The sequence below is a fragment of the Dietzia aurantiaca genome, from assembly GCF_021033825.1.
Taxonomy (GTDB): domain Bacteria; phylum Actinomycetota; class Actinomycetes; order Mycobacteriales; family Mycobacteriaceae; genus Dietzia; species Dietzia aurantiaca.
In genome coordinates this window covers 120,277-144,197 of the sequence record NZ_JAIFXZ010000008.1, presented here as the reverse complement: position 1 = coordinate 144,197, position 23,921 = coordinate 120,277, and the positions used below count along the sequence as shown (strand labels likewise).

The following is a 23,921-nucleotide window of genomic DNA, read 5'->3' as shown; positions in this document are numbered from 1 at the left end:
CCGGTCGCCCGTCGCGGGTCAGGCGGAGCGCCAGCCGCCCCCGGACGTAGACTCGACATCCGTGATCAGCCACCGTCGAGGGCCCGCCCGCCGTACCGCCGGCCTCGCCACCGCCGCCCTCGTCGCCCTGATGCCCCTCGCTGCAGCGAGCCCGGCGGCGGCCGTGGAGCCGGACCCCGCCCTCCCGCTCTCGGAGCCGCCGCCGGCTGCGGTGTTGCCGTCGACGACGTCGTCGTCGTACTTCGACACCCCGCGCGACCTCACCGGGTGCCCGTACCGGACGACTCCACCCGCGCCCGTCGACGAGTCCGAGGTGCCGCTGCCCGGTCAGTCCTCGCCCGCCCCTCCCCCGGTGCCCGCCACGCCCGCCGGCGGCGAGGCCCTCGCCGGCTGCGACGTCGTGGCGCCCGATGGCTTCGCGGTGCCCCCGGAGGTGACCGCGAGCGCCTGGATGATCTCCGACCTCGACACCGGCGAGATCGTCGCCGCCAAGGACCCGCACGGCCGCTACCGCCCGGCGAGCATCATCAAGACACTGCTCGCATCGGTCGCCCTCGACGAGTTGGACGGCGACGAGATCGTGGAGGTCACCGACGCCCATCTGGAGGGTGCCGAGGGCAGCCTCGTCGGCGTCGGGCCCGGCGGCAGGTACTCGGTACACCGGCTCCTCAGTGGGCTGCTGATGTCGTCCGGCAATGACGCGGCGGCCGTGCTCGCGCACGAGATGGGCGGCATGGACCACACGCTCGAGGCGATGAACGCGCGCGCCGCCTCGCTCGGTGCCGCGGGCACGCACGTGGCCACGGTGAGCGGGCTGGACGGGCCGGGGATGATGTCGTCAGCGTACGACATGTCGCTGATCTTCCGCGACGCCATGACCCGGCCCGAGTTCGCCGAGATCGTCTCCACGCAGCTGACCGGCTTCCCCGGCTACCCGGCGGGCGAGGGCGCGGGTCCGCCCGACCCCGTCGACCCGCCCCCCTACACCGGCCCGACCACACGCGAGGACGGCGAGGTGGTCAACCCCGGCTTCGTGCTGGCCAACGACAACCAGCTCCTCTTCAACTATGACGGCGCGCTGGGCGGGAAGACCGGCTTCACCGACGACGCCCGCCACACCTTCATCGGGGCGGCGGAGAGGGACGGCAGGCGGCTGGCCGTGGTGCTGCTGGACGGCACGCGGGTGCCGCAGGCGCCGTGGCAGCAGGCGGCGATGTTGCTGGACTCGGGGTTCGCGGCCGAGGACGGCGTCGGCCGGCTGGGCGACGGACTGAGCGCGGCCGACGACGACGTGACCGCGCTGGCGTCAGGCCCGCTGGGCGGGTCGGGGGCGTCGGAGACGACCGCAGCGGGGTCGCTGTTCGAGGAGTACGGAACGTGGATGGCGGCCGGCGCGGCGGCCCTGGTGGTGCTCGCGGGCGCCGTCCTGACACTGCGGCGTCGCTGAGCCACTGCGCGGCGCCCGGCTATTGCGCGGCAGCCCCGGCGAGGACCACTCGCAGGCGCGCGGCGCAGTCCCCGTCCGGGGTGCGCGCGTCCTGTCCGGCCGCGACGTCCATGAGGTGCCGGACGAGGACTACGACGACGAGGTCGGCCGTCACATCCACCACCGCCTCGTCCGCACCGGACAACGATTCGAGCCTGCCCAGGGTGATCCCGAGCCGCCGGCGTGCGGTGTCGACGGCCGCCGAGAGAACGCGGTGATCCGGACCCGCGGTGTCGACCAGTCCGCGCGCGAGCACCGACCAGGTCTGCGGGTTCTCGGCCGCCCGGGCACTGGCCTGGAGCGGCCAGTCCGAGGCCGGGTCCTGCGTCGGGGTGGAGACCAGCGAGTCGATGAACTCGCTCAGCGCGTCGGCGGCTGCGCCAGCGAGCTCGGTGGCCAGCTCCTCGACCGAGTCGAAGTGTCGGTAGAAGGCCGTGGGCACGATGCCGGCCTCGCGGGCGAGCTCGCGGACGACGAGGCCCGAGAAGCCGCGGCTCGCCACCGTTCGACGACCCGCGTCGACGATGAGTGCACGAGTGTGCCGCTTCTGTTCTGCTCGAGATCTGGGCGCCGTCACGCCGACGATTCTAGCGATCGACGTGAATAATCGCATGTCGTTCGCATTTGTGGCCCCGTAGCCCGGCTGTCCCACACCGGGGGCTTTTCATTTCAGAGAACATCTGTACACTCAGTTCCGTCCGGTGGTCGCGCCGGACGGATGCGCCCCCTTCAGCGCGACCGCACCCACCGGTGCGCGGCGCGGAACTCGAGACCGGGGCGGCGGCGTCCGTCGACGGCCGACCACACCGACCACGTTCTCCACGGAGGTCCCGATGACAGCTCCGCCCGTCCACCCGTCCTTCACCCGCCGACTTCTCACGTCCGGCCGACTCTCGCGTCGCGGCCTGGCCGGAAGCCTGTTCTCCGGCGAACTCGCCCGCACGCTGCTCACCCCGCACCCGGTCGAGCACTACGCCCGTTCGCTGGGCGTGACCTGGTCCGACGACCCGACCGGGGCGACCGTCGTGTCCGTCGACCGCCCGGTCTCCGACGTCACGGTGCTCACACTGCGTCTCCCCGCCGGCGTCGCACGGCCCGAGCCCGGCGCCGCGCTGGAGATCGGCGTGGTGGTCGACGGCGTGGTCCATCGCCGGCACTACTCCCCCGTCGACCCGGCCTCCCGCGCCGACGGCCTGGCGACGATCGCCGTCCGTCGCCATCCCGGCGGCGTGGTCTCGGAGTTCCTGTGGGCCGCAGCCGAACCGGGCATGCGACTTCTGCTGGGCAACCCGGCCGGGGAGATCTCCCTGCCCGCGACGCGGCCGTCCGACATCCTGCTGGTCAGCGGCGGCAGCGGCATCACGCCGATGCTGTCGATCGCCTCCACTCTGGCCGCCGAGGGCCACTGCGTCGGCCGGGACGCCGGCACCGCGGGGCCCGACACGGCCGCCGCCCCGACCCGGCCCGGCCGCGTGTCGTGGATCCACTACGCCCGTAGCACCGCCGATGTGCCGTTCCGCGACCGGCTCCGCGAGCTGTCCTGCGAGGGGATCGATGTGCACGTGATCCCCACCGCCGGCGAGCACAGCGCCGGAGCGACGACCGAGGGCCGCGCGATCACGCACCCCGGACTGGCCGGCCACCTCAGCTCCGATCATCTCGAGGAGACCGCGCCCTGGCACCCCGAGGCCACGGTCTTCCTGTGCGGACCAGAGGGCCTGGCCACCGGGCTCGAGAAGGTGCTGGGCGCCGAACGGTTCTCGGGCGTCCTGCGCGAGCGGTTCACTGCCACCGTCGCCGAGGTCCCGGACACCGACGGCGGCGCCGTCACACACCTGACCAGCGGCGTTACCGCCGACAATCCCGGTACGACCCTGCTCGAGGGCGCCGAGGCCGCGGGGCTGAGCCCGCAGCACGGATGCCGCATGGGCATCTGCCACACCTGCACCGCCGTGCGCGTCTCCGGCGCGACCCGCGACCTGCGCACCGGCGAGGTCGACTCCGAGCCCGGCTGCCGCGTCCAGATCTGCGTCTCCGCCCCGGTCGGCGACGTCCAGATCGAGCTCTAGACCACCTGCCTCCCACCGCCCGGACCCAACCCGGAAGGACACCCACCATGGCAATCCTGAATCTGCCCACCCTGAAGACCGCCAAGGCACCCGCGGCCACCAAGTCCGCCAAGGCCCCGAAAGCCGGCAAGCGCGCCGAGGCCGCCGCGGCGCCGGAGCCGATCGTGCTCTCGGCGGAGTCCGTCGAGATCATCGGCCGCGAACTGGACGCGATCCGCGACCGTGTCGTCGTCGACCTCGGCACCGCCGACCGCGACTACATCCTGCGCGTCGTCCGCACCCAACGTCGTCTCGAACTGGCGGGACGCGGCCTGATGTTCCTCGGCTTCCTCCCGCCCGCCTGGCTGGCCGGCGTCGCCGCGCTGAGTGCGTCCAAGATCCTCGACAACATGGAGATCGGCCACAACGTCATGCACGGCCAGTACGACTGGATGCGCGACGACATGCTCCACTCATCCAGCTTCGAGTGGGACAACGTGTGCCCCTCCGACCAGTGGCGGCACTCGCACAACTACATGCACCACACGTACACCAACATCCTCGACCTGGACCGGGACATCGGCTACGGCATCCTGCGTATGGAGTACGAGCAGCCGTGGAACCCGATCCGCCTGGGCAACCCGGTGTACGCGTTCGCCCTGATGATGCTGTTCGAGTGGGGCGTGATGCTGCACGACCTCGAGTACGACAACGTGCTCAAGGGCAAGCGCAAGTGGACCGACGTCAAGGGGCTCGTGGCCGGCTGGTGGCGCAAGGTCCGCGGGCAGGTGGCCAAGGACTACATCGTGCACCCGGCGCTGACCGGCCCACTGTTTCCGCTGACCTTCGCCGGCAATCTCACCGCCAACCTGGTCCGCAACGTGTGGGCGTTCTCGGTGATCTTCTGCGGTCACTTCCCCTCCGGAGCGCAGGTCTTCACGCAGGAGGAGACGGCCGAGGAGACCCGCGGCGAGTGGTATGTGCGCCAGATGCTGGGCTCGGCCAACATCTCCGGCAGCCCGCTGATGCACCTGGCCACCGGCAACCTGTCCCACCAGATCGAGCACCACCTGTTCCCGGACCTGCCCGCGCACCGGTACCCGGAGATCGCGGTCGAGGTGCGCCGGATCTGTGAGGAGCACGGGCTGCCGTACAACACCGGGCCGCTGTGGAAGCAGGTGGCGAACGTGTGGGCCAAGATGTTCCGCCTCGCGCTCCCACTGCCGCCCACCCCGGCCGACTCGCCCGCCGTGATCATCGAGCGTCGCACGGCGTCAACGGACATGTCGGCCGCCTGAGCCGGGGAGAGCCTCACCACCGGCCCGGGTCGGGGTACCTTCGGGTTCATCACGGACGAGAGGGGATGCACCCGATGAGCGATTTCGAGCGCAACAAGGACCAGATCCAGGCGGGCGTCCAGGCGGGCGCGTCGCTGGTCGGCCGCATCACGGTCATCATCACCGACGCGGTGGGGTCGATCGTCCGCGAGGTGGGCGACTTCGTCACCGAGGGCATCGAGATGCGCGAGGCCGCCCGCACCGCCCGCCTGGCCGAGAAGCAGGACGGCAAAGAGGCCGGCTGGCCGATCGACCTCGACGACATCGAGGACGGCGACCTCCAGGGCTGACCTGCCGCGTCGCGCCCGCCGCGGTGCCGGCCAATCCGGCCAATCCGGCCAATCCGGCCAATCCGGCCAGGAGAACCCCACCCGCGCTGCACCTCGCCTATCGGATGTCGCGCCACCTACCGAATTGGGTAGGTGGCGCGACATCCGATAGGCGAGGTGGCGGCCGGACAGTAGCTTCGCACCTCCGGCCCGCCTCGGTTCGCCGGTAGCGGGCCGGTTGCCTCGCCGGCGTGGCGGCCGGTGTGCGGTGACGCCCACCACGGTGGCAGGATCGCATCCCGTGACGATCATCGCCGCCGCGGACGGCTCCGCCCTCGGAAACCCCGGCCCCGCCGGCTGGGCCTGGTACATCGACGACGCCCGCTGGCGCTGCGGCGGCTGGAAGCGCGGCACCAACAACCAGGGCGAGCTCGCCGCCGTTCTGGATCTGCTGCGCCAGACCGCCCACGTCGACGAGCCACTGCACGTGCTGTGCGATTCGCAGTACGTCATCAACTCCATCACCAAGTGGATGGCCGGCTGGAAGCGCAAGGGCTGGAAGAAGGCCGACGGCAAGCCGGTGCTCAACGTCGAGGTGATGAAGGCCCTCGACGAGGCGATGCGGGGCCGCGAGGTCACCTTCGAGTGGGTCAAGGGCCACGCCGGTCACGCGCTCAACGAGAAGGCCGACGCGCTGGCCAACGGCGCCTCGAAGGCCCACGCGTCCAAGCAGCAGCCGGAGGCCGGCCCGGGGTTCCCGGGCGCGACCGCGGTCGGTGCGGGCGACGACCCGGCCGTCCCCCCGGCCGCCGACGGTGGTGCCGTGCCGGCGACGACGACGAGGTCCGCCGACACGTCCGAGCCCGACCTCTTCTCGGTTGGCGAGCCCGGCTCCCCCGGCGCGACGGGTTCGCGGCCCGGGGCGCCCGCCGCCGGGCCCGCGATCGAGGAGCTCGTGGTGGATCTCGAACAGTCGCTGCTCACTGATGCCGTCCGTCGGGACCGCAAACAGCTCACGCGGCTGCTCGATGTGCGGTGGCGGCAGGTCGACCCGGCGGGCCGGACGTGGACCCGCCGCGAGCTCGGCGACTCCGAGGCCTCCCTCGCCGGCATCGAACTCGAGGTGCTGGAGACCCGTCGACTCTCCGACGACGTGGTGCTGCTGCTCTGGCGCGCGACGAGCCCGGGCGGGGCGTCGTCGCTGCACAGCTCGATCTGGCAGCGCACGGGCGATGACTGGAAGCAGGTCTACCAGCAGGGCACCCGCGAGGCCTGAGCCACGGCCCGGCAGGCCAAAGCCCGGACCCGGCCCGGAAGGTCACGGCCCGGCCTCGCCGCGCCAGCCCGCTAGGCCCGAGCCCGGCCAGCCCCGCCGACTCAGCCCGGCGCGGCCAGCCCCGCCCGCTGCCCGCGGTTGCAAGACACGACCTCAAGCTCGCAAGACATTTGCTGCTAATCCGGAGCCCGAAAACGCACCTCTTGTCAGGCATCCGGAGATCAATGTCTTGCAACCGCGGGAGGCGCAGCCGTGCGGTCGGTGGGACGGCGCGGCCAACGCCTCGGAGCCCGAGCTGGCTCAGCCGCGGCGGGGCGCGGTGAATCCGACTGCGTCGTAGACCTTGGACAGAACAGGGCTCGCGACGGCGCGGGCCCGCTCGGCGCCGTCGGCGAGGATGCGCTCGAGCTCGCCTCGGTCAGACATGAACTCGTCGAACCGGCCTCGCAGCGGGGTGACGAACGCCTCGAGAGCATCGGCGGTATCGGATTTGAGCGAGCCGTACTGGGCGCCCGCGGCCTGGTAGTCGGCCACGATGTCGGCGACCGGCCGCCCGGTGAACGACGACTGGATCACCAACAGGTTGGACACACCAGGCTTCATCTCGCGGTCGTAGCGGATGTCGCCGTCCGAGTCGGTCACGGCGCTGCGGATGCGCTTGGCCGAGACCTTGGGGTCATCGAGCAGGTTGACGATGCCCTTGGGGTTCGCGCCCGACTTGCTCATCTTGGCAGTGGGGTCCTGCAGGTCGTAGATCTTGGCCGAGCCCTCGAGGATCTTGCCCTCGGGCACCACGAAGGTCTTCTTGTAACGCGAGTTGAACCGCATCGCCAGATCACGGGTGAGCTCGAGGTGCTGTCGCTGGTCCTCGCCGACCGGCACGAGGTGGGGGCGGTAGAGCAGGATGTCGGCGGCCATGAGCACCGGGTAGGTGAACAGTCCCACGGTGGTGCCGTCGGTGCCCTGCTTGGCGGCCTTGTCCTTGAACTGGGTCATGCGGGCGGCCTCGCCGTACCCGGTGATGCAGCTCAACACCCACGACAGCTCGGCATGCTCGGGGACGTGCGACTGCACGAACAGGACCGAACGCCCGGGGTCGATACCCAGCGCGAGCAGCTGCGCGCAGCCGCGGAAGACACGCTCCCGCAGCTCCTTCGGATCCTGCTTGACGGTGATCGCGTGCAGATCCGGGATGAAGTAGAAGGCGTCGTAGTCGTCCTGCAGCTCAACCCACTGCCGCACGGCGCCCAGGTAGTTGCCGAGGTGGTACGAGTCTGCGGTGGGCTGGATTCCGGACAGGACGCGCTGGCGCTTCGCGGGCGTGGGCACTGCGGAGGAGGACTGCTCAGACATGGCGTCCATCTTCCCACGCCCGGGTGGCTCCGCCTCGGCCGACCGACGGCGGCAGCCACCCTGGCCGGAGTTCAGCCGGCGACCAGCCCCACGGTCGGTGAGAGTCTCGCCGCCCGTCGGGCCGGGAGCACGGAGGCCAGGAGCCCGGCCAGTAATGCCGCGCCGACGACCAGCAGCAGCTGGACCCACGGGAGGCTGAAGGCCAGCGGCACATCCATCTCGCCCAGTAGGGCGGCGATCCCGACCGCGCCGAAGCCGGTCCCGGCGATGATGCCGATTCCCGCAGCCACGACCGTCATCTGGACCGCCTCGCAAGCCAGCATCATGCGCATCTGCCCCCTGGTCAGGCCCAACGCCCGCAGCAACGAGGACTCCCGCGTACGTTCGATGACCGACAGCGAGAGCGTGTTGGCCACGCCGATCACCGAGATCACGATCGCCACCGCCAGCAGGGCCAACACGATGCCGAGCATCGTCGTGATGATCTCCTCGATCATCGCCCGTTCCAATGCCGGGCCGGCCTCCGCCTGCAGCCCGGTATCGCCGGAGATCGTCGAGGCCAGCGTCTGCAGCCGCGCGGACGAAAGGTCCTCGACCTGAGCCCACATCTGCATGGTGTCGGCGCCGGGGTCCAGCTCCAGAAGGGTGTCCATAGGTACCAGGATCGAGCCGGCCCACGGGGACTCGGCGGCGGTCGTCTCCACGGTCACCCGTCGGCCCGCGACGGAAAGGGTCAACGGAGGGCCGGGGGCGCCGACCACGTCCGTCAGTTCGTCGCCGATGGCTGCGGTGCCCGCGGCCGGCACCGGATCGTCCCGGCGGGAAGTCTCCCCGACGGACTCGTCGACCCCGAGCACCAGCACCTCCTCGTCGCCGACGCGGGCGAGGGTGCCCGGCACGGCCTCGGCGTGGACAACGCCCCCCGCATCGGTGACCGCGGCGACCTCGGCCGGCTGAAGGAATCGTGACTCCTCACTGGTGACGAACATGTCGATGGGGCGTTGCGCATCGATCTCCCTGGAGATCGACCCCTGGGCCAGTGCCGCGCCCACCATCATCGTGGTGACGATGGTCACGCCGATGACCATGCCGATCGTGGTGGTCGCCGTGCGCCCCGGGTGCTTCCTCGAGTTCAGAGCGGCCAGCCGGAACGGCAGCCACCTCCCGGGCACCATGCCCGCCAGTCCCGCGATCATCGGGGCCGCTGTCACTCGGAGCAGGACGATCAAAGCGATCGCCGTGACCGCTGCGGCAGGTATGGCGATGACCATCCGGGCCGCCGCGACCGCGACGGCCATCCCCGCGATGCCCCCGACGAAGAGTGCCGAGCCGAGGATCGTGGTCCACATGCGCGATCGGGGCTCGGGCGCGACCGCCTCGAGCGGGCGCATCGCCATCAGAGGCGACGTGCGCATGGCCTTGCGGGCCGGCAGGGACACGGACAGCAGGGTGACCGCCACGCCGAGGACCATCCCGACCACGACGATCCACCAGTGCAGCACGGGCGGTTCGAGCGCGGCGAGGCCCGGCACACTCCCACTCACCGCGGCGAGCACGTGTCCGAGTCCGAAGCCGCCGGCCGTGCCGAGCAGGGAGGCGACGCCGCCGACCAACGCTCCCTCTAGCAGCACCAGTCGCCTGACCTGGCCGGAGGTCGAGCCGAGACACCGCAGCAGTGCCAGCTGCCGGGTGCGCTGGGCGATGAGCACATCGAAGGTGTTCATGATCACCAGGGCCGCCACCAGCAGTGCGATGACGGTGAAGGCCAGCACGATCACGGCGAGCATCGCGGCGTCACCGAAGAACCTCTCCGTCTCGCGGTCGACGATCTCCTGCTGGGTGAGGACGGTGGCGTCCACTCCGGCCACCTCGATTGCGTCGCTCACCGACGCCTTGAGTGCCTCGTGGTCACCTCCGGCCAGCGGGGCGGCGATCCTGATCTCTGTCGTCGAGACCCGGCCCAGCTCCGCCAGGTCCTCGGCGAGGACGAACACGGTCGGCAGCGGGGACACCCCTACGCCGGCGTAGAGACCGGTGATCTTGAGAGAAGGGCCCGGCTGCTCGCGGCCGGCGTCGTCGTACACCGTCGGCGTCAGCGTGTCCCCCACCGCCAGTCCCAGGTCCTGCGCGGTCGCGTCGTCGACGGCGGTCTCGTGCCGCTCGGTGGGCCACCGGCCGGCGGCCAACTCTTCCGCACGCAGGTCGGCATTCGGCAGGTTCCGGGCCACAGTGCTGTACTGCCGACCATCGATCTGCGTCTGGAAGAACGATGTCGAGTGAGCACCGGCGCTCCCGACACCCCCGTGCTCCTGCAGGGCGGTGAGCGCGCGGCCGATGTCGTCGTCGTCGAGCCCCTGGGAATCCACCACGGCGCCGACGCCGGCGTACTCGCCGGCCAGCTGGGTGCGCATGCTCGACTGGAAGGAGTCCATCGTGGCCAGGGTCGCGACGACGAAACCCACCGAGATCGCGATCGCGAGCCCCGCGGCCAGCAGCCGGGCGCCGCCGGAGCGGAACGTGGACATCAGAACGGTTCTCATCGTGCGAGTGCCTCCTGCTCGACGAACGGCAGGGTCTCGTCGCTCGGCCCCGGATTGAGACGCAGCAGGGTGTCGGCGACGGCCTCCGGGGTCGGAGCGGCGAGATCAGCGGCCGGACGGCCGTCGGCCAACATGATGACCCTGTCGGCGTACGCGGCGAGCCCGGGATCGTGCGTGACCATGATGACGGTCTGCCCGAACTCGCGAACCGCGGCGAAGAGCAGGCGCATGACCTCCGCCCCCGAGGCCGAATCGAGGTTGCCTGTGGGTTCGTCGGCAAAGACGACTGCGGGCCGGGTCACCAGGGCCCGGGCCACCGCCACGCGCTGCTGCTGCCCACCGGACAGTTCATGGGGTTTGCGATCAAGCAACGTCGCGATACCCAGCCGGTCGGTGACGGTCCGGACCCAGCCGGCATCCAATTTCTCGCCGGCCAGCTGAGCCGGCAGGCCGATGTTCTGGCGCACACTGAGCGTCGGGATCAGGTTGAAGGACTGGAAGACGAATCCCGTGCGGGTGCGTCTCAGTGTGGTCAGCGCCTTGTCGCTCATCCCCGTGATCTCGCGACGGCCGAGAAACACCCGACCCTCGTCAGGCGAGTCGAGGCCGGCCAGCACGTGCATGAGCGTGGACTTGCCGGACCCCGACGGGCCCATGATCATCGTGAACCGGCCGGCATCGACGGAGATGCTGACCCCGTCGAGGGCGAGCACCTGGTTCTCGCCGCTGCCGTGCCGGCGGGTGACGTCTGCGGCCCGGACGGCGGCGTGGCCGGTGGCGTCTGCGGCCCGCACGGAGGCGGTCCCTCCGGAGCCGCTTGAGGTCTCGGTCATCGTGTTCTCCTTGGCGGTGTTGTTGACGATGACCACCGTATGGAGCCGTGACCTGCGCAGACATCCTCCTAGAGGCTCTCCTCCGCGCCCGGGGCTCATCCTGTGGGATGACGCCGCACCCTCGCGGGGATGAGGCGATCCGCCGTTGGCGGGCCGACCACGGGGCGGTCCAGCGGCGGCGGGCCGCGCCGACGTGTCGGGGCGGCTCTACGTCAGCGGACAGCGCCCGGGCCCGCCACCCCGTGCTCGTAGGCCCAGACCACCGCCTGCACGCGGTCCCGGGCGTCCAACTTGGCGAGGACCCGCCTGACGTGGGTCTTGACCGTCGCCTCGGAGAGATACATCCGCCCGGCGATCTCACCGTTGGAGTCGCCGGTGACCATTGCCAGGAGAATGTCCGTCTCGCGGTCGGTCAGCCCTGCCCGTCGTGCCCGGTCGCGCGGCGATTCGGGTGCGTCGGAGGTGACCAGCATCGGACCGACGTGCTCGAGCAGGCGTCGGGTGGTGGTCGGCGCGACCACGGAGCCGCCCTCGTGCACCTGACGGATCGAGGCCAGCAGCGTCTCGGGCGGGACGTCCTTGAGGAGGAACCCGGCGGCGCCGGCTTTGAGCGCGGCGAACGCGTACTCGTCGGTGTCGAAGGTGATGAGGACGACGATCCGGACCGCCGGGATCTGTCCGGCGTCGACCATCGCCAGGATCTCCTCCGTGGCGGCGATGCCGTCCTTGACCGGCATGCGCACGTCCATGAGGATCACGTCGACCGGCCGCTCGCGGAGGAGATCGACCGCACGGGCGCCGTCTCCGGCCTCGGCGACGACCTCCATGTCCGGTTGCGATCCGATGAGCATCGCGAAGCCGGCGCGCAGCAGATGCTGGTCGTCCACCAGCATGACCTGAATAGGGCTCATCCCCGACCCTCCCCGGCGGCGAGGCGTTCCCTGGGCGTGCTGGCGGGTCGTCCTGGGCGAGGGAATCGGGCGCGGACCGCGAATCCCGTGCCCTGGAACCCGGCGTCCACCGTCCCGGAGTACAGCGCGACCCGCTCCTTCATTCCTTCAATTCCCGAACCGGGACGCTCGTGGTCGGTGCCTCTCGCGTCTCGCGCGCCCCCGGTGGCGGCGCCGGACCCGGAATGGCCGGCGCGCACCTGCGGGTCGTGATCGACGACCTCGACCAGGAGGTCGGAGCCGACGGTGGATATGACCACCTCGGAGCGCGCGTCAGGGCCAGCGTGTTTGAGCGTGTTTGTCAGCGCTTCCTGCACCACCCGGTAGACGGCGAGCGACTGCCCCTCGGGCAACTCCCCCAGCCAGTCAGGGGGCGAGTACGCGACGGGCAGTCCCGCGGCCCTCACCGATGCGACGAGCTCGGCGAGGTCGGTGGCCTTGGGTTGCGGCCGATGGTCCACCGGATCTTCCGGGCTGCGCAGCACCCCGAGCATCCGGCGCAGTTCCACCAGCGACTCGCGGCCAGTGCTCGCGATGGTGCCCAATGCGCGTTCGGCGGCCCGTGGATCGGTGCTCGCGACGTACCGGCCACCGTCGGCCTGCGCGATCATCACCGACAGGGAGTGGGAGACCACGTCGTGCATGTCGCGCGCGATCCGGAGTCTCTCGTCGGTGGCGGCGGCCGCGGCTTCGTGTGCCCGCTCCCTGATGAGTAGTCGATTGCGCTCCTCGATCTCGGCGAGACGCCTGTGGCCGCGGGCGCCGACCTCGCCGAGCATCCACGCGACCATCACCGTGGACGCGCAGAAGCCGGCGACGACGGTCGCCACGATGATCTCCTGGAAGCCGAGCGTCGGGACCGAGGACGGTCCGGTGTCCGCTGGTCCGATCCAGAACACATTGGCCGCATAGGGCACGAGCACCAGCACGGCGCCCGCCAGCCCGAGACCCAGGAACGCTCTGGAGACCTTGGGGCTGCCGAACTTCGCCACCGTGTAGACGGTGATCGGCACCGCCACGATCTGGATGGACGGAGGGATGAGCAGCACCACCATGAGCAGAGCCGTTCCCGCGACCGTCATCGCGGCCGGGACCAACCACGTGCGGCGCAACGCCAGCGCACCGGTCATGGTGAGCGCCACCGCCAGCTCGATCCAGCCCGGCAGGAGCGGGTTCTGCCCGTAGAAGGAGTCGCGACTGGCAGCAAACGTCAGCAGGCTCAACGGGATCGCCACGAAGAGAGCGTCTGTGATCCAGGGGTGCCGTTCCAGGAACGCCAGAACTCGCTCGACGCGGCCACTCGGCGGCGCAGGCGGAGTTGTGGCGGCACACATGCCCGCCACTGTAGTTCGGCCCGAACGCGCTCCGAATCATCCTGCGGGATGATCTCTTCCGCGGCGGTGACCAGCCGACGCGATCATAATAGTGACTGATCAACGGGCCTGGCTGCACGATTCCCGACTTAGGTCAATTTCGTACGGAAGTCATCAGGCTTCGAGTTGGGCGATGAGCTTGGCGATCTCGGGCGGTAGCGGCGAGGCTGCGTGGACGGGTTGGCCGGCGATGGTCAGCTCGAAGGGGCGGTACCACTTCAGCACCCTGAACAGGCGTTTCAGTGACAGTCTGGAGCGTTGCTCAAGCAGATGCCCCGCTGCCATCGCGACCGTCACCACGGTCAGGTGCGCCTCGATGGAGTCACGTTTGTGGTGTTAGATCGGCCGCGCCTTCAGATCCGACTTGGACATGCGGGACGACTTCTCGATTTTCAACAGCTGCCGGTAAGAGTCGATCACCTGGTCGGCGGTCAGATCAATTCGGGACGAAGATGAGCTTCGAAGCATTGGATCTGGCGCAGGTGCGGATCGAACGGAGTGAGCAATGACAGCACCATCTTCTCTCGCGAAGAAGCCGCGCCACCAACCACAATCAACGCACGCCCGCACCGTCAAGCTGCTGCAGAAGCAGCGCTCGGCGACGAACCGGCCGCTGAACACCTTCTCGTTCCGCTACGGCGCCCGCATCCACGATCTGCGCGGCGAAGGCCACGTCATTAAAACAGTCCGCGAACACGACGGACTGTTTCGCTTGTACTACGTCGTACATCGGGACGAAGCTGACGGGACAAACTTGTAACGGAAGCCTGTCGTACCCGCCCCGTATGATCGATATGACAACAACCAGGGGGCGGCGTGGATTATCGGGACTACATGGGCGGCCAAACCTACCGGCTCTTGGAGCAAACCCGGCAGCAGATGATCACCGGTATGATTCCGAAGATCAACCAACCCGCGTTCGAGATCGCCAAGCTCGCGACGCCCCAGCTAAACGCGATGGACCATCTTAGCAAGCAGACTGCAGGCCGTCTCGGGACGACGACCATGGCCGACGCTCAGCTGCAAGAGATGATGGGCGGACGACTAACGGCACAGGCAGCGTTCCAGGACCTGTTTCCCCGCCCAGACTTCCCCTCCCAACTCAAGGCCAGTCTTGACTACGGTTTCAAGACTCCAACCATCGCCGACTACCTTGTCAAGAACAACGCGACCTCATTCTTCTCCTTCAACGAACCGACCATTGCGGAACAGCTTGGCACCCGGGTCGACACGAAGGCCCTCATGGGGCTAACTGGCCTGGCCGATACTGCCGGCAAGATCGTCGAGCAGTGGCGGTTGGCCAACACGGGAGCACTCTCGAACTTCGGGGAGTCGTTCAACTCTCTGAGGGCAGCACTCAACTTCAATGAATCCCTGAAGTCCTCCCCCGCCGCACGTTCCTTCTTGTTCCAGGCGCGGACACTACAAGATGATCAGGTCCGGAAGTTTGCCGACACGGCACCGCCCGAGGCCGCAGGAGAAAAACTCTCTAATGAACTCGCTGCAGACGATGAACTTTTCTTCGTAGTTAAGTACGTCCAGAATTACTTCGTCAGTTACCTAAACCTCACGCCGGATCAGGCTCAAAACACTGTTAAGTGGATTCTTTACCTCCTGCTGTTCGGGACTTTTTTAGTCATCCACTGGCAAATGGGAATAGCCATGAACCCGACGGCAGAGCTAGCACTCGAGGTTGGAGCAGTAGGAGCGATCGAACGCGCCGGCAAAAAAGGCTCGACGGCGCTGATCCCGTCAAGGAAAAACGACAAGAAAGACTGAGTCTTTCACACCCCGACCAATTCCGCCGCATTTCGCTATTGCAATTATGTTCCGCTAAGCGCATGCTATTAGTACAATTAAGCTGATACTCATAAGTGAATACGGAATCGGAACTATCCAGGTTTAAGCTCCTACCACAAGGACCTCCACGGACGTCCGTACTGGCGAGCACTCGTGGGACGGACCGCCGCGCAACTGGTCCGGGAGCACATCCAGAAGCCCCTCGCCACGATCGCCCCGGCTTGGCTCAATTTAGTGCGGAAGTCATGAGGCTTCGAGTTAAGCGATGAGCTCGGCGATCTCGGGCGGCAGCGGTGGTCGCAGACGCGTCCGGTGTGAGCCGCAACATCATTTCCGCGATCGAGACGAACGTACGCCACCGGGGAACACCCGCCAATCCTCGGCTGGACACTGTTTACAGGCTCGCACTTGCTCTGCGCGTTCCGCCGGGAGCACTGCTTCCAGAGGTCGGCCAACTGGTGAGCCCAGACCCTTCATCGAACCGGGCAGGTGCCGCCGTAGATCTGGCTTGGCCGGAGTGATACGACGCGTTTATCGAAGTGATCGGTACCCAATCACCGCGTGACTGGTTCGGCTTCTCTCCTCACATCTCGGAACACGTCCGGCCTGACCGTTGTGCGCGCTGCCCATCTGCCGCAAATGTCCGACCTTTCGAGTAGCTTTTCCTTACCCTTCAGGATCGACCTGAAGGGTAAGTCAGGATTAGGAGCACAAGATGGCCGAACCGCACGAGCAGTCAACTCCCATGCGCATGGACGCTCGCGGGCACGCAGCAAATACTCCGGGTGGTCACCCGTCCGCTGGAAGCGCTGGAAAGGGACCCGTGCTGGCTACCGGCGTCGGAGGCCTAGTGCTCGGACTAATCATCGGAGGAATCGCGGGATTTGTCATCGGAGCCTCTGACGGCGACTCATCAGTGACGAACTCGGAGTCTCCCCGTGCTTCAAATAACGAATCGAGTTCGGAGCCGAATGAGAACGCGGAGCCGGGCCGAGATTTTCCTGGCAAGAACGTCGCCGTCGAAGCGACCGGAGTGACACTAACCGTCCTGAACGTCGAGGAGGGCCCGAGTGCCAGCATCCGCGAAGAGGGTCGTCGCGCTGATGTCGCCGAAATTCTCACAACTGACGCGGCGCCGGGTCAGAAGTTCATCACGATCATGACCGAGGTGGAGAACACTGGCAAGATGCCGTGGGACCTGACGTGCGGAGCAGCAGTCCAAGCGACTCTATTCGATCCTGAAGAACGCCAGTTCGCATCTGTCGACGAACTGTACCGAGTTCCCGGCAATCCGGACTGCAATGCCAACACGCAGCCCGGTCAAACAGTGCCCATGACATGGCGGTATGAGGTCCCGGAGAGCGTAGTCCCCAAGTACTTCGGCTTCCGTGAGTTCGGTTTTGATTTTCAGAGCGATCAGTCTCTGACCGCCGTTGATCTGGATCGATAGTCTGGTGTTCGCCGTCCGCTGGGGCTAATCCACCGGCGGCGGAAAACCGCCCGTGGCAACGGGCCCCCAGTCGTCGATCGTCACGCGGATGAGGCTCTTGCCCTGGCGGACCATCGCCTCGCGGTACTCGTCCCAGTCACTGTGTTCACCGGCGACGCTGCGGAAGTACTCGACCAGCGGTTCGACCGCCTCGGGAAGGTCGACGATCTCCGCGGTGCCGTCGAGGTGAACGTAGGGGCCGTTCCAGTCGTCCGACAGGACGCACACACTCACGGCCGGGTCGCGGCGAATGTTGCCCACCTTCGCCCGCTGCGGATAGGTGGCCACGACGAGCCGCCCCTCGGAGTCGACGCCGCAGGTCACCGGCGAGGTCTGCAGGCCACCAGACGACCGCCGGGTGATGAGCACGGCCCGGTGGCGGGACGAGAGGAACTCGACGAGCGCGGTGCGATCGGGACGTTCGGCGGTGGCGTACTTCGTCATGCTCCCGAGGCTACGAGAGTCGACGGTGCGCCGCAGTCACTCGTATACGACGGTCACCGGCGCGTGGTCGGACCAGCGCATGTCGTAGGCGCTCGCCCGATCGACCCGGTCGGACACCGCGCGGTCGACCAGGCCGTCGGTCACCACGTGGTAGTCGATGCGCCAGCCCGCGTCGTTGTCGAACGCCTTGCCGCGCTGAGACCACCACGAGTACGGGCCCACCTCGTCGGGCCGGCGGTGGCGGACGATATCGGTCCAGCCGCTGCCCTCGGCGAACACACCGGTCATCCACTCGCGCTCGTGCGGCAGGAAGCCCGAGGACTTGTGGTTGCCCTTGTGGTTCTTCAGGTCTTCCTCGCGGTGGGCGATGTTCCAGTCGCCGCAGATGATCATCTCGTGGCCGTCACGGGCCCCGACGGTCGCGGCCCGCTCGGCGAGGAACTCCCGGAAGGTCGCCAGGAAGCGGTCCTTCTCGTCCTGCTTGGGAGTGTTGGCCGAGCCCGACGGCAGGTACAGGCTCGCCACGGTGACGGTCTCGCCGTCGACCGCGCCCGGGTAGACGGCCTCGATGTATCGCCCGGACTCGGCGAACTCCGGGTCCCCGTGGCCGACGCACACTTCGGCCGGCTCCTGCCGCGACAACAGCGCCACGCCGGCACGCCCCTTGAGGGACGAGGGCGACCCGATGAGGTGCCACCCGGCCTCGAGCGCGGGTGCCAGCGCCTTGCGGGTCTGGTCCTCGTCGGCGCGCACCTCCTGCAGGGCGACGATGTCCACCCCGCTGGCCTCCAGCCAGGGCAGGAACCCGAGGTTGGTCTCCGAACGCTGCTTGACGGCGGCGCGGATCCCGTTGACGTTGACGGTCGACACGGTAAGGCTCACGGCCGCCATCGTAGCCACCACCCCCGACACCGCCGGGCCGGGCCGGGCCGAGTCTGACACCGCCCGCCGCGCCGGGAGCAGGGCACGGGGAGAGCCGACGGCCCCGGTCGAGCCGCCTCTGCGAAGCTACGCGCCCCCGACGACCAGCCGAAGTCCGCTGCCGCGACGATCTCCGCCCACCGGTTCCGGGCCCGGAACCGAGGGCCCACCTCCGGGCCTGGCCACCGCCGGGAGCTGGCCGAAGGTGAGTGTGTTGATGTCCGTTGGCGACAGCCCGGTTTCTGCCGCGAGCTCCGACGCGATCGACCGCCCCAGGATCTCCCGGGCCGCATCAAACACTCTGGATCTGGGCCACGGCATCGACGAGCCCGACTCCGCTCGCCGGTATCCCCTGGCGGAGAGATCACGGAACATCGTGGTGGCCGAGGAGTCCCCCGCCACCCCGGCTCGCCGGAGGCCGGCCACGTATGCCATCGCGGACACGCCCCATGTGAGTTTTGCGGCGAGGATCGAGTCCACTCCGGCACCCGGCCGACCTGCACTCTGTAGTGAGAGCGCGGGAAGGAGGAACTCGGACGCGAACGCGTCGGCTTCTTTTTCCGACTCGACCGTGGGATACGGCTCATGAGCGTGGAGAACGAGATGGCCGAGTTCGTGGGCGAGGTCGAAACGCGATCGCTCCGGGGTCTTCAGTCGGGAGAGGAAGATGTACGGGCGGCGGTCTCGCCACAGACTGAAGGCATCGACGTCAGCGGATCGCCCCTCTAAGCCCATCACTCGCACCCCGTGTGCCTCCGCCAGTTGGACGAGGTTCGGAAGAGGCCCCGGCCCAAGGGTCCATGCCGACCGGAGGACCCGTGCGGCTTCCTCCGGGCCCCCGACGTCTGACAGCACCGGAACATCGACCGGGGGCAACGCGAGCCGCCTCGCGAGTGCGCGATAGAACTCGATGCCGACGAGCCCGTCCCCTGCCGCCGCAGCCCGTGACGACGCCGACGCCGTCCGCCGTGATCGGAAGTGAATCTCATTCTGTTCGAGCGGGTCCGGCTCGTCCTGTTCGAGAAAAACCCGCGACACCCCGGTGGCGGTGGCGAGAGCATCCAATCGCTCGATCGGGACGCCTCCGCCCTCCCACGTCCGCACGGTCGCCGGCGCGACGCCCACCGCATCCGCGAGGCCTCGCCTGGTCATCCCCGCACGTACCCGGGCGACCGCCAGCCTCGATCCATCAGCCTTCTCGTGCCGGATGGATCTCGAAGTCGACGTCGTCGAGTGCGGAGACATCGGTCGGCCTCACTTCCATCTCCGGGAATTGTATGGGGGTTTCGATGATGGCACGATCACCCCACTCGGTCACCCTGCCACCCTCGATCGCCAGCGGAAGGGACACCTCAGCGACACTTCTCAGTCGCGCGATGTCGTGCCGGTACAAGAGCATCCAGGTCTGGCACGCTCCCGATTCGTCTCGATTCGACTCCACGTCGATGTCCAGCGCGAGTTGGATCTGCTGATGCCGTCCGGGGTCGTTCGACCGGACGTGTTCTTCAACCGCACGTCCTTTCGGGTTCGACGTTGACGGAGTCGCCGCGGGGTCACCTGTGCCCGAGTCGCCACTCGCCACGATGAGGCGCACACGCCCGTCCGGCGACACGATCGTGGGCAGGTTCTGCTTGTCCGCCGGTCTCCAACCGTCGGTCACGAGGTGGCGACGGATCGATGCGACCGTTCCCGTCCAGGCGTAGAAACCCGGAGCGATCTTCGGCGCAGCGGCATCGAGTCTGAGCCCTTCCGCTAGACCGTCTCGGACTGCGTCGATCACGGCATGCTTCGTGATCCCGAGGCGTCCGAAGATCTCTTCCGACGCTGGATGACCCGGTGTGGCGTGTACGGCGTTGTCCATGGACAGCCTCTCAATTGATGACGAGAGTCGGTTGTCTCGCCCGCGTGAGCACACCTTCTCAGACCACTACGACATCTCAGCGCGCCGCGGTTTCTCCCTTGCGTGTGGCCCGCACCGCGATCGCCAGGATCGCAAGTCCCACCGCGGCCAGCGCAGCACCCGCCAGCGCCGGTGAGGTGTACCCGAACCCGAGGGCGATCACCACGCCGCCGATCCACGCCCCGAGCGCGTTGGCGGCGTTGAGCGCCGAGTGGTTGAGGGAGGCCGCCAGCGTCTGCCCGCGTCCGGCGTAGCGCATGAGTCGGGTCTGCAGGCCGGGCACGAGCGCCGAGCCGGTGGCGCCCACGAGGAAGAGCCCGATCACCGCGGTGACCGGATTGTGCGCCGCGAGCGAGAACAGGGCCAGGACGGCCGTCATGACGCCTCCGATGACCACCAGGCCACGGTCGAGGTCGCGGTCGGCGATGATGCCGCCCACCACGTTGCCGGCGACCATGCCGAGCCCGTACACCGCCAGCACAGCGGGCATCCACGCGCGGTCGATGCCGGCGACGTCGACCATCGTCCACTGGATGTAGGTGTAGATGGCGAACATGCCGCCGAAGCCCACGGCGCCCACCGCGAGGGTGGCGAGGATCTGCGGGCGGGCGAGCGCCGCCAACTCCTCGCGCGCCCTGACCACGACGCCCCCCGTGGGTTCGGGGACGACGACGAGGATGGCCGCCACGGTCGCGGCGCCGATCACTCCGACAGCGAGAAACGCGGACTCCCAGCCCGCGGCCTCCCCGAGCCAGGTGGCCACCGGCACGCCGATCACGTTCGCCACGGACAGACCGAGCAGCACCTGGGCCACGGCCCGCGCCTGCTTGCCGGCCCCGGCGAGAGAGGCCGCGACCAGTGAGGCGACGCCGAAGTACGCGCCGTGCGGGATGCCGGCGAGGAAACGTGCGGCGACCAGCGTTTCGAGGGTGGGCGCGAACGCGGCGACCACGTTGCCCGCCGTGAACAGCACCATCAGGACCATGAGCAGGGTCCGCCTCCGCCAGCGGGAGGTCCACACCGTCAGCAGCGGGGCGCCCACGACCACGCCGAGGGCGTAGGCGGAGATGACGGTGCCCGCCTGCGGCTCGGAGATGTCAAAGCTGTCCGCGATCGAGCGGAGCAGGCCCATCGCGGCGAACTCGGTGACGCCGATGCCGAACCCGCCCAGCGCGAGGGCGAGGATCGCGAGCTGGACGCGGGCAGGCGAGAAACCGGGGTGTTCGGCGACGGGCTGAGGCACCGCAGCAGGTTACGCCGCGGGCCGGGCGGCTCCCGTGGCGGTCAACCCGTTCAGGGGGCGGCGAGTCCTGCCGGGGTAGCTGACGCCGGTAAGGGCGCCGTACGCATGAGCCGGCGGCCGCCCCAGACCAATACGAACGTGGTGATGTACATGACGATGCTGTAGACCGCCGCGGCGAGGCCGACCTCCTCGATTCCGATCACGGTGAACGCGATGAGCATCGTGAGCGTGGTGTTCTTGATCCCGAGCTCCACAGCGATCGCGATCTGCTCGGCGCGGCCCAGGCGGCAGACCCAGGCGACCAGGCCACCCAGGATGATCACCGCGACGTTGAGGACGATCACCGCGGGGCCGACGGAGGCGACCAGGTCGACGATGCGGTCCCGCTCCCCCAGCACGATGCCCACGATGAGCGCCACCAGGACGACGAGCCCGACGACGCCGACGAACCGCTCGATCCGGTCAGCCAGCGCCGGCTTGCGGGCTCGCAGGAGCATGCCCAGTGCGACGGGGAAGAGGATGACGCCCAGCAGGAGCCCGAAGGTCTGGCCGAGCGGGACCGTCACGTCGTAGTCGGTGGCCCCGGGGATGACACGAGCCCCGATGTCGAACCACAGCGGCAGCGTGAGGATCACCGCGACCGACGCGATGGCGGTGAGGATGATCGACAGCGCGACGCTGCCGCGGGCCAGGTAGGTGATGAGATTCGATGTGGCGCCGCCAGGTGAGGCGGCCACGAGGATGACGCCGAGCGCGAGCAGTGGCGAGAGGTCGAAGATCATCGTGACCCCGATGCCCACGAGCGGCACGAGGATCAACTGGGCGACCAGGCCGACGATGGTGGCCCACGGGGACCTGGCCTGGACGGCGAAGTCCTCCTTGGTCAGGCTCAGGCCGATGCCGACCATGATGATCGCCAGCGCGATGGGTAGGCCGATCTCGATCAGGGGACTCTGGTCCACGGGGGTCTCCTCCGGTCCTCGGTCCGTCGACGGAAGGGCCGCCTGTGATCTGGACCACTGACCGGTGACGATATCCCACGTCCGAGGGTCGCGGTGGCCACACTCCGGACTACGGGACCGGATCAGTCAGCCGGTCACGTAGCCCCTCGTTGCGGGCGGTAAACGGCCTAGGCTAGCCTGACCCCAGGTCATGAGTTCCAGCGACAAGCCCCGGCTCGCTGGACGGCAACCCTCCACCGCGGTGGGGTGCCCCGGGAGACGACCTGGCCCACACCACATACGGTGGCAGGCAAGCGCGGGTCCGTTGTCCTTCAGCGGCCGGACCCTTCTGACGAGAGGAGGGGCCAGGCCCCTATGACATACGACAACAGCAATCCCGACTGGGCCTTCGAGACGCGCCAGGTTCACGCAGGTCAGCCCGTCGACTCCGACACCGGCGCCCGCAACCTTCCGATCTACCAGACCACCTCGTACGTCTTCGCGGACGCCGAGCAGGCCGCCAACCGGTTCGCCCTGTCCGAGATGGGCCCCATCTACACGCGCATCACCAACCCGACCGTCGCCGCGGTCGAGGCGCGTATCGCCTCCCTCGAGGGCGGCGTCGCCGCCACGATGTTCGCCTCTGGCCAGGCCGCCGAGACCGCAGCGATCCAGTCGATCCTCCAGGCCGGCGGACACGTCGTGGCCTCGCCCCGCCTCTACGGCGGTACCGACGCCCTGCTCCGCCACACCCTGCCCAAGTACGGCATCGAGACCACGTTCGTCGAGAACCCGGACGACCCCGAGTCGTGGCAGGCAGCCGTCCGGCCCAACACCCGCGCCTTCTACGCCGAGACGATCTCCAACCCGCTCAACGACGTGCTCGACATCCCGGCCATCGCCGAGATCGCGCACCGCAACCAGGCGCCGCTCATCGTGGACAACACGACGGCCACCCCGTACCTGGTCCGTCCCCTGGAGCTGGGCGCCGACGTCGTCGTCATCTCGGCCACCAAGTACCTCGGCGGCCACGGCTCCTCGCTGGCCGGCGTCCTGGTCGACGGCGGCTCCTTCGACTGGCGCGCGCAGCGCGACGGCGAGGACCTCTACCCGTCCTTCACCACCCCGGACCCCGCCTACCACGGCGCCGTCTACGCCGACCTCGGCGCGCCGGCCCTGGCGCTCAAGGCCCGCGTCACCCTGCTGCGTGACACCGGCGCCGCGCCGAGCCCGTTCAACGCCTGGGCCATCGCGCAGGGCATCGACACCCTGAGCCTGCGCGTCGAGCGGCATGTGTCCAACGCGCAGACGATCGCCGAGTGGCTCGAGGCCCGCAGCGACGTCGCGTCGGTCTCCTACGCCGGCCTGGCGTCCTCGCCCTGGAACGCCATCCAGAAGAAGATCTCCCCCAAGGGCGCCGGCGCGATCGTCACATTCGAGCTGACCTCACCCGAGGGCGCCTCGGACGAGGACCTCAAGAAGCGGGCCTGGTCGTTCATCGACGCGCTCAAGCTGCACTCCTGCCTCGTCAACATCGGTGACGTGCGGTCGCTCGTGAGCCACCCGGCCACCACGACCCACTCGCAGGGCACCCCGGAATCCAACGCCAACGCCGGTGTGTCCATCTCCAGCATCCGCCTGTCGGTGGGCATCGAGGCTGTCGAGGACATCATCGCCGACCTCGAGCTCGGGTTCGCCGCGATCTCCTGATCTCACAC

The 23,921-nt window shown here is 68.7% G+C and carries 21 protein-coding genes, 1 pseudogene and 1 riboswitch; of the genes and pseudogenes, 9 read left to right on the top strand and 13 right to left on the bottom strand.

The genetic code is table 11. The features are described from left to right. Positions 1–61: 61 nt before the first annotated feature. A complete protein-coding gene (locus K3888_RS10490) occupies positions 62–1,447 on the top strand; it encodes a D-alanyl-D-alanine carboxypeptidase family protein (protein ID WP_230930210.1) in 1,386 nt (461 codons plus the stop codon). Between the two features lie 19 nt (positions 1,448–1,466). Here K3888_RS10490 and K3888_RS10485 read toward each other — a convergent pair whose 3' ends face one another. Further along, the gene (locus K3888_RS10485; protein WP_230930209.1) at positions 1,467–2,063 is read right to left on the bottom strand and encodes a TetR/AcrR family transcriptional regulator; all 597 of its coding nucleotides are present in this window, start codon (positions 2,061–2,063) and stop codon (positions 1,467–1,469) included. Positions 2,064–2,319: 256 nt separating this feature from the next. Here K3888_RS10485 and K3888_RS10480 point away from each other — a divergent pair, with 256 nt between their 5' ends. From K3888_RS10480 to K3888_RS10465, 4 genes are all read left to right on the top strand, one after another. Beyond that, positions 2,320–3,555 carry a flavin reductase family protein gene (locus K3888_RS10480; RefSeq protein ID WP_230930208.1) on the top strand — a complete coding sequence of 412 codons (1,236 nt, stop codon included), beginning with the start codon at positions 2,320–2,322 and terminating at the stop codon, positions 3,553–3,555. A gap of 47 nt (positions 3,556–3,602) precedes the next feature. After that, the gene (locus K3888_RS10475) at positions 3,603–4,832 is read left to right on the top strand and encodes a fatty acid desaturase family protein (RefSeq protein WP_230930207.1); all 1,230 of its coding nucleotides are present in this window, start codon (positions 3,603–3,605) and stop codon (positions 4,830–4,832) included. A 74-nt stretch (positions 4,833–4,906) separates the two neighbouring features. After that, positions 4,907–5,161 carry a hypothetical protein gene (locus tag K3888_RS10470; protein WP_230930206.1) on the top strand — a complete coding sequence of 85 codons (255 nt, stop codon included), beginning with the start codon at positions 4,907–4,909 and terminating at the stop codon, positions 5,159–5,161. Positions 5,162–5,441: 280 nt separating this feature from the next. Beyond that, the gene (locus K3888_RS10465; protein WP_230930205.1) at positions 5,442–6,416 is read left to right on the top strand and encodes a ribonuclease HI family protein; all 975 of its coding nucleotides are present in this window, start codon (positions 5,442–5,444) and stop codon (positions 6,414–6,416) included. A 300-nt stretch (positions 6,417–6,716) separates the two neighbouring features. Here the strand turns inward: K3888_RS10465 and trpS are convergent, their stop codons facing one another. The 6 genes and pseudogenes from trpS to K3888_RS18005 all read right to left on the bottom strand — a co-directional run. Further along, positions 6,717–7,769 carry a tryptophan--tRNA ligase gene (trpS, locus tag K3888_RS10460; RefSeq protein ID WP_230930204.1) on the bottom strand — a complete coding sequence of 351 codons (1,053 nt, stop codon included), beginning with the start codon at positions 7,767–7,769 and terminating at the stop codon, positions 6,717–6,719. 71 nt (positions 7,770–7,840) lie between these two features. Next, positions 7,841–10,309 carry an ABC transporter permease gene (locus tag K3888_RS10455; RefSeq protein ID WP_230930203.1) on the bottom strand — a complete coding sequence of 823 codons (2,469 nt, stop codon included), beginning with the start codon at positions 10,307–10,309 and terminating at the stop codon, positions 7,841–7,843. Further along, entirely contained in the window at positions 10,306–11,142 is an 837-nt protein-coding gene (locus K3888_RS10450; protein WP_230930202.1) for an ABC transporter ATP-binding protein, read from the bottom strand. Before K3888_RS10450 ends, K3888_RS10455 begins: the two co-directional genes overlap by 4 nt. 212 nt (positions 11,143–11,354) lie before the next feature. Beyond that, a complete protein-coding gene (locus K3888_RS10445; RefSeq protein WP_230930201.1) occupies positions 11,355–12,053 on the bottom strand; it encodes a response regulator in 699 nt (232 codons plus the stop codon). Beyond that, positions 12,050–13,426 carry a sensor histidine kinase gene (locus K3888_RS17860; protein ID WP_443652044.1) on the bottom strand — a complete coding sequence of 459 codons (1,377 nt, stop codon included), beginning with the start codon at positions 13,424–13,426 and terminating at the stop codon, positions 12,050–12,052. Before K3888_RS17860 ends, K3888_RS10445 begins: the two co-directional genes overlap by 4 nt. 153 nt (positions 13,427–13,579) lie before the next feature. Continuing rightward, a pseudogene (locus K3888_RS18005) lies at positions 13,580–13,912 on the bottom strand (IS1634 family transposase); the annotation flags it as partial. Positions 13,913–13,970: 58 nt separating this feature from the next. Here K3888_RS18005 and K3888_RS10430 point away from each other — a divergent pair. From K3888_RS10430 to K3888_RS10420, 3 genes are all read left to right on the top strand, one after another. After that, positions 13,971–14,225, top strand: coding sequence for a helix-turn-helix domain-containing protein (locus K3888_RS10430; RefSeq protein WP_230930198.1), 255 nt, complete (start codon positions 13,971–13,973; stop codon positions 14,223–14,225). A gap of 56 nt (positions 14,226–14,281) precedes the next feature. Then, positions 14,282–15,244: a hypothetical protein gene (locus K3888_RS10425; RefSeq protein WP_230930197.1), complete on the top strand. Its 963-nt coding sequence runs from the start codon at positions 14,282–14,284 to the stop codon at positions 15,242–15,244. Positions 15,245–15,980: 736 nt separating this feature from the next. Then, positions 15,981–16,715, top strand: a complete 735-nt coding sequence (locus K3888_RS10420; protein ID WP_230930196.1) for a hypothetical protein — start codon at positions 15,981–15,983, stop codon at positions 16,713–16,715. 24 nt (positions 16,716–16,739) lie between these two features. Here K3888_RS10420 and K3888_RS10415 read toward each other — a convergent pair whose 3' ends face one another. The 6 genes from K3888_RS10415 to K3888_RS10390 form a co-directional block, all read right to left on the bottom strand. Continuing rightward, on the bottom strand, positions 16,740–17,198 hold the full coding sequence (locus tag K3888_RS10415; protein ID WP_230930195.1) for a PPOX class F420-dependent oxidoreductase: 459 nt from the start codon (positions 17,196–17,198) through the stop codon (positions 16,740–16,742). Positions 17,199–17,234: 36 nt separating this feature from the next. Then, positions 17,235–18,089 carry an exodeoxyribonuclease III gene (locus K3888_RS10410; protein WP_230930194.1) on the bottom strand — a complete coding sequence of 285 codons (855 nt, stop codon included), beginning with the start codon at positions 18,087–18,089 and terminating at the stop codon, positions 17,235–17,237. Between the two features lie 117 nt (positions 18,090–18,206). Then, positions 18,207–19,364 (bottom strand): XRE family transcriptional regulator, encoded by a 1,158-nt coding sequence (locus tag K3888_RS10405; protein ID WP_269075040.1) that lies wholly within the window; start codon positions 19,362–19,364, stop codon positions 18,207–18,209. Then, positions 19,309–19,899, bottom strand: coding sequence for a hypothetical protein (locus K3888_RS10400; protein WP_230930192.1), 591 nt, complete (start codon positions 19,897–19,899; stop codon positions 19,309–19,311). The genes K3888_RS10405 and K3888_RS10400 overlap by 56 nt, the downstream gene beginning before the upstream one ends. Positions 19,900–20,056: 157 nt before the next feature. Next, entirely contained in the window at positions 20,057–21,262 is a 1,206-nt protein-coding gene (locus tag K3888_RS10395; protein ID WP_295652240.1) for an MFS transporter, read from the bottom strand. A 50-nt stretch (positions 21,263–21,312) separates the two neighbouring features. Beyond that, the gene (locus K3888_RS10390) at positions 21,313–22,224 is read right to left on the bottom strand and encodes a bile acid:sodium symporter family protein (protein ID WP_230930191.1); all 912 of its coding nucleotides are present in this window, start codon (positions 22,222–22,224) and stop codon (positions 21,313–21,315) included. A 186-nt stretch (positions 22,225–22,410) separates the two neighbouring features. Beyond that, a riboswitch (SAM riboswitch) is annotated at positions 22,411–22,526 on the top strand. Between the two features lie 52 nt (positions 22,527–22,578). Between K3888_RS10390 and K3888_RS10385 the strand changes: the two genes are divergently transcribed. Further along, positions 22,579–23,913, top strand: a complete 1,335-nt coding sequence (locus tag K3888_RS10385; RefSeq protein WP_230930190.1) for an O-acetylhomoserine aminocarboxypropyltransferase/cysteine synthase family protein — start codon at positions 22,579–22,581, stop codon at positions 23,911–23,913. The last annotated feature ends 8 nt before the right edge of the window (positions 23,914–23,921 follow it).

Bases quoted from the DNA above. Each gene is read 5' to 3' on its own strand.
- K3888_RS10480 (WP_230930208.1), top strand. From the start codon at position 2,320: ATGACAGCTCCGCCCGTCCACCCGTCCTTCACCCGCCGACTTCTCACG.
- K3888_RS10475 (WP_230930207.1), top strand. From the start codon at position 3,603: ATGGCAATCCTGAATCTGCCCACCCTGAAGACCGCCAAGGCACCCGCG.
- K3888_RS10470 (WP_230930206.1), top strand. From the start codon at position 4,907: ATGAGCGATTTCGAGCGCAACAAGGACCAGATCCAGGCGGGCGTCCAG.
- trpS (WP_230930204.1), bottom strand. From the start codon at position 7,769: ATGTCTGAGCAGTCCTCCTCCGCAGTGCCCACGCCCGCGAAGCGCCAG.
- K3888_RS10455 (WP_230930203.1), bottom strand. From the start codon at position 10,309: ATGAGAACCGTTCTGATGTCCACGTTCCGCTCCGGCGGCGCCCGGCTG.
- K3888_RS10450 (WP_230930202.1), bottom strand. From the start codon at position 11,142: ATGACCGAGACCTCAAGCGGCTCCGGAGGGACCGCCTCCGTGCGGGCC.
- K3888_RS10445 (WP_230930201.1), bottom strand. From the start codon at position 12,053: ATGAGCCCTATTCAGGTCATGCTGGTGGACGACCAGCATCTGCTGCGC.
- K3888_RS17860 (WP_443652044.1), bottom strand. From the start codon at position 13,426: ATGTGTGCCGCCACAACTCCGCCTGCGCCGCCGAGTGGCCGCGTCGAG.
- K3888_RS10430 (WP_230930198.1), top strand. From the start codon at position 13,971: ATGACAGCACCATCTTCTCTCGCGAAGAAGCCGCGCCACCAACCACAA.
- K3888_RS10420 (WP_230930196.1), top strand. From the start codon at position 15,981: ATGGCCGAACCGCACGAGCAGTCAACTCCCATGCGCATGGACGCTCGC.
- K3888_RS10415 (WP_230930195.1), bottom strand. From the start codon at position 17,198: ATGACGAAGTACGCCACCGCCGAACGTCCCGATCGCACCGCGCTCGTC.
- K3888_RS10410 (WP_230930194.1), bottom strand. From the start codon at position 18,089: ATGGCGGCCGTGAGCCTTACCGTGTCGACCGTCAACGTCAACGGGATC.
- K3888_RS10405 (WP_269075040.1), bottom strand. From the start codon at position 19,364: ATGTCTCCGCACTCGACGACGTCGACTTCGAGATCCATCCGGCACGAG.
- K3888_RS10385 (WP_230930190.1), top strand. From the start codon at position 22,579: ATGACATACGACAACAGCAATCCCGACTGGGCCTTCGAGACGCGCCAG.